This window comes from Huintestinicola sp. (genome assembly GCF_051882455.1).
In the GTDB taxonomy this organism is placed as follows: domain Bacteria; phylum Bacillota; class Clostridia; order Oscillospirales; family Ruminococcaceae; genus Huintestinicola.
This window is the reverse complement of the sequence record NZ_JBJERV010000093.1, coordinates 1-5,414: the sequence shown is the minus strand read 5'-3', so window position 1 is coordinate 5,414 and position 5,414 is coordinate 1. Positions and strand designations below refer to the sequence as shown.

Below are 5,414 nucleotides of genomic sequence, written 5' to 3'. Positions count from 1 at the left end.
TGAACGTGCATTGACGCTTTTCGTCCGAGGCTGTTGTAAAAGTTTATCCTTATTTCATCGCCCCTGTTTGCTCTGATAACAAGAGGCTGCACCTCCCTGTAAGGCTGCGGGGGCTGCATTTCATAATTTTCCCGTGCCTTTCGCTTTATACGTTCGGAATCCTTTTTCAGCACATACAGCATACCGTTAGGGTCGTGATCGCCGTATTTATTATATACGATGGGAATGGATATGGCTTCTATATCAAAGGTCCTGACAAATGTCTGCTTCGGATGCTCCGACAAATTTGTCATCTCAGTAAACTCCTTTCTGACCGGATATGAAATATATTACAGCCGCCTGCGGGCAAAGCCGCAGATGTGCATTTTATATTTCCCTTTATTATATGACATAGCAGGCAGGTGTGTTCTTTTTCGGGTGACGCCCCGCGGCGGCGGGGGACGCCCCGCGGCGACCTCGTTGGGATATTTCGGAAAATTTTCTCATTTGTGGCACGGTAACACTTATACTAAAGATTAGCATAATACTGATCTTTAGTATAAAAGCACAAATACAAACTGCATACTCGCTTATAATTTTAAGCAAAATTATATTGCTTTATAATTTAAGTAAAATCTATCGGCGCGGAAACAAAGCTGACCAATTCTCGTAAACTAACAGCGCGGCCTCGCCGCAGGTCGTCACCCGCAGATTATTTTACATACATTTTGACCGTTTGAGGTTACAGATTTTACATTCGGGATATAAAATAAAATCGCAGATGAAAATTATTGAACAGAAACGCCGTACAAAACAATATCTGCGGTACGGAAACGAAAGGAAAGATCTATTATGAATTTCAGAAAAGCGGCAGCAGTTATTGCTGCGGTAACAGTTGCGGCAACGGCAACAGTAAGCTCGGTTTATGCGGCAAACACCAAGAATGACAATTCGGTAAAGACCACCGCCTCGGCTTCACAGTATAAGGGAAAAACACCCAAGTACATCTTCATGTTTATCGGAGACGGTATGAGCTATCCTCAGATACAGGCGACCGCCGACTATTATTCCGCTCTGAATGATACGAATAACAACGATATCCTTGACAGCACCAAGGTACTGAACTTTATGAATTTCCCCGTTGCAGGTTCGGCGTCAACATATGATTCCACATCGTTCTGCCCCGATTCCGCTTCTACTGCGACCTCCCTCTCCACAGGTCACAAGACCTACAGCGGCACCATCAATATGGACGAGACCTTTACAACAAAGTATGAAACTATCTCCGAAAAGCTCAAGGAGCAGTACGGCTATAAGGTAGGTATCGTTACCACCGTTAACCTCAACCACGCTACTCCTGCGGCATATTATGCGCATCAGGCAAGCAGAAAGAATTACTATGAGATCGGACTTGAAATGGTGGAAAGCGACTTTGATTATTTCGCAGGCGGCGCACTGCTCAAGCCCACAGGTGCCGACGGAGATAAGAAGGACATCTACAAGGTAGCCCGGGACGCTGGCTACAAGGTAGTAAAAACTCAGGCAGAAGCCGAGAAGCTTTCCGCAAAGGACGGCAAGTCCATCGTAATTGCCGAAACACTCGCAGACAGCGATTCAATGTCCTACCACAAGGACCGCAAGGCAGATGAATGGACTCTTGCGGATTATGTTGACAAGGGCATCGAGGTGCTCGACAATGACAAGGGCTTCTTTATGATGGTCGAGGGCGGCAAGATAGACTGGGCTTGCCACGCAAATGACGCAGGCTCAACAATTTCCGATACAGCGGCTCTCAGCTTTGCAGTTGCTGAGGCAGTGGAGTTTTACAATGAACACCCCGACGAGACCCTTATCCTTGTAACAGGCGACCACGAAACAGGCGGTCTGACCATCGGCTATGCAGGAACAAACTATGATACATATCTTGCAAATCTTAAAAATCAGAAGATATCCTACGCTAAATTCGACAGCGAATATGTTGCAAAGTACAAGGAAAAAGGCACCTCCTTTGAAACGGTCCTGAAGGATGTTCAGAGACTTTTCGGACTTGTTGCTCCCGAAAATGCCACCGACAAGACCGACCCCAATCTCATTCTCACCGACTGGGAAATGGAAAAGCTCAGAGCCGCATATGACAAGTCTTTAAGCGGCGGCGAGGAGGAGCTTACCGATGAGGAAAATATCCTCTACGGCACCTACGAGCCTCTTACCGTAACTATCACACACATTCTCAACAACAAATCGGGCATCAATTTCAGCTCATATGCTCACACAGGACTCCCCGTTGCGGTATTCGCAAAGGGCGCAGGTCAGGAGCTTTTCGGAGGATATTACGATAACACCGATATTTATGACAAGCTTGCTCTGCTGACAAATGTTCAGTAAACGATCTTCTCTTTAAATTCTTCTCCTAATACTAATAACCAATTGTTCTATGGATAAAGACGGTGGATAGAATACGACAAATCAAGGAAAACGACCGCAGGCGGGCTGTCGCCCGGCAAGGGAGTTTGACGCAGAGTTGGCGTATTATAGCCGCCGTATTTTGTCCATAGGTTAATTGGTTATTAGTATAAGCGCTCTCATGCTCCGATGTATGAGGGCGCTAATTATAATAACCGAAAGGATATATGCAAATGACAGAAAAAATAAGATATAATGCGCCTGTTATTGCAGCGCTGCTTCTGATAGTATTATTGCTGCTTATCCCCACAGGCTTCGAGGGGGCAGCAACATATACCGGCAGCGACCGCTGTGCCGCAAGAGTGATCTCCTGCGACAACAGCGCCATAATCGACACAGGGCTTGTAAGGCAGGGCGAGCAGGTATGCAGAGTAAAGCTGCTGGGCGGTCTGTTCAAGGGGCAGGAGACCGAGGCTGTGAATATGCTCAACGGCTCTCTTGAGCAGGATAAGATATTTGCCGTCGGTGACAAGGCGTATGTCCTTGTAAGCTATCGGGGCAGCGAGATACTGTCGGTCACAATGGTGGACCATTACCGCCTTACGGGCGAGCTTATTCTGGCAGCAGTATTTATCGTTTTTCTCGCAGCATTTGCGGGACAGACGGGAGTAAGGGCTGTGCTGTCATTTGCGGTGACGGTGCTTTCGATATGGAAGGTGCTGGTGCCGCTGTATCTCAAAGGCTTTGACCCCATAATAACGGGCGGGATGATCGTCCTGCTGCTTTCTGTGATGATAATCGCGCTGGTATACGGCTTTGACAGACGGACTGCGGCGGCTTCGCTGGGCGTGGGAGCAGGCATTATCACTACTGCCGTTACGGGAATGATATTTACGGATATGTTCAAGATCCACGGAGCGGTCATGTCATTTTCCGAAAGCCTTTTGTATAACGGCTACAGCGACCTGAACCTTACAAGGATATTTATGGCAAGCATATTTATCGGCTCCTCGGGAGCGGTAATGGACCTGGCGGTGGATATAACATCTGCGGTTTATGAGGTCATACAGAAAAAGCCCGATATCAGCCGCATGGAGGCGATAAGGTCGGGACTGAACGTGGGCAGGGCTGCTATGGGGACCATCACCACAACGCTTCTGCTTGCATATTCGGGAAGCTGCTGCGCGCTTTTGATGGTATTTATGGCGCAGGGCACTCCTCTCGGAAATATCCTGAATTATAAATACGTTGCCGCAGAGATAGTGCATACCGTTGTGGGCAGCTTCGGACTTGTAAGCGTTGCACCTCTAACGGCATTGGCGTGCGGCGTCCTGCTCACGGAGAAAAGCGGAAAATAATAGGTTTTACACAGATTTTGCAAACCGCGGATAGCCGATTTTACATTGCAGTATCATAATATATTAAATAATATTTTTTACGGGACGGTTTTGTATGAAAAAAGCATTGTGTGTTATCCTATCCGCACTTTTTTCCGCGGGCATTTTTTCCTCCTGCGCATTGTCACGGGATACGGCTTCGGAAAACAGCTTTGGCGGCGGCGTTTTTGAAAAGGAAACTATCAGGATATTATCGGGCTCGGAAAACAAGGAGCTATCGGATATCCTTTCGGAATGTTCAAAGAAAACGGGCGTGGGCATTGAAATGACCTACAAAGGCTCGGTGGATATCATGAACGAGCTGAAAAACGGCGCGGAGGAATATGACGCTGTGTGGCCCGCCTCAGGCATATGGCTTTCCCTTGGGGACGATATGCATATCATCAAGCACGATAAGTCGATCTCATCATCGCCCGTTGTTTTCGGGATAAAAAAGTCCCTGGCGGAAAATCTCGGCTTCACAAGCGGAAAGGTCTCCGTAAATGATATCCTTGACGCCATAAATTCGGGAAAGCTTAGCTTCTGTATGACAAGCGCAACTCAGTCCAATTCGGGAGCAAGCGCATATATTGGCTTTCTCTATGCACTGACGGGCAAGACCTCGGCTCTGACCTCCGATGACCTTGACTCTCCCGGGCTGAAAGAAAAAATATCCTCTCTTTTTTCGGGAATTGACCGAAGCTCGGGCAGCTCCGACTGGCTCAAGGATATGTTCCTTGCGGGGGATTACGACGCAATGGTGAATTACGAATCCCTTATCATAGCCGCAGACAGAGAGCTTGTTTCACAGGGCAGAGAGCCGCTTTATGCGGTATATCCCTATGACGGGCTTACCGTTGCCGACTCTCCTCTTGCCTATGCAGATCACGGCAACAAGGATAAGGAAAAGGCTTTTCTTGAGGTGCAGGAATATCTTCTGTCGGACGATGTACAGGAAAAGATCCGTCAGACGGGCAGACGAACGGGATTTACCGAGGATTACTCGCAGTACGGTGATATTTTCAATGCACAGTGGGGGATAGATACCGAAAAAATTCTCTCACCCATAACAATGCCCTCGGAGGAAACGCTTATGAAGGCGCTTGCTCTGTATCAGACAGCCTTCCGCAAGCCGTCTTTAAACATATACTGCCTTGATTTTTCGGGAAGTATGAGAGGCGAGGGAAACAGCCAGCTTGTGGAGGCGATGGGACAGATACTTCTCCCGGAAAATGCGGAGAAAAATCTTTTGCAGGCGGCGGAGGACGAGGTAAACATCGCCGTGATATTTGATGGAGATGTGCGCTCGGTATATACTGCCGAGGGAGCCTCGGAGGCTGTCCTTGAGGACCTTTACAGCTGTATAGCAGCCGAGGAGCCGGAAGGGGGTACAGATATGTACTCCGCGGCAGCAGCGGGGATAGAAGAAGCTGTACAGAATTACGACCTGTCGGATTACTGCCCTGCGGTGATAATAATGTCGGACGGCGCGTCAAAAACCAGAAGCCGTGAGGATTTTATCAGCAAATATAACTCCTGCGGATATGATATCCCCGTTTTTTCCATAATGTTCGGCGACGCCGAGGACGGACAGCTGAATGAGCTTGCGGAGCTTACCAATGCAAGAGTTTTCGACGGCAGGACCGACCTTGCGGG

Annotated in this window: 4 protein-coding genes; 3 read left to right on the top strand and 1 reads right to left on the bottom strand. The window is 48.2% G+C overall.

Annotated features, from left to right (window positions below; genetic code table 11):
* The coding region (locus ACI4J0_RS11510; RefSeq protein WP_439765956.1) for a hypothetical protein at positions 1-293 on the bottom strand (293 nt) is incomplete at its 3' end.
* A 538-nt stretch (positions 294-831) separates the two neighbouring features.
* Between ACI4J0_RS11510 and ACI4J0_RS11505 the strand changes: the two genes are divergently transcribed.
* The 3 genes from ACI4J0_RS11505 to ACI4J0_RS11495 form a co-directional block, all read left to right on the top strand.
* Complete coding sequence (locus ACI4J0_RS11505) at positions 832-2,364, top strand: alkaline phosphatase (protein WP_439765955.1); 1,533 nt, start codon at positions 832-834, stop codon at positions 2,362-2,364.
* 251 nt (positions 2,365-2,615) lie between these two features.
* Positions 2,616-3,740, top strand: a complete 1,125-nt coding sequence (locus ACI4J0_RS11500) for a YibE/F family protein (RefSeq protein ID WP_439765954.1) — start codon at positions 2,616-2,618, stop codon at positions 3,738-3,740.
* 94 nt (positions 3,741-3,834) lie between these two features.
* The coding region (locus tag ACI4J0_RS11495; RefSeq protein ID WP_439765953.1) for a substrate-binding domain-containing protein at positions 3,835-5,414 on the top strand (1,580 nt) is incomplete at its 3' end.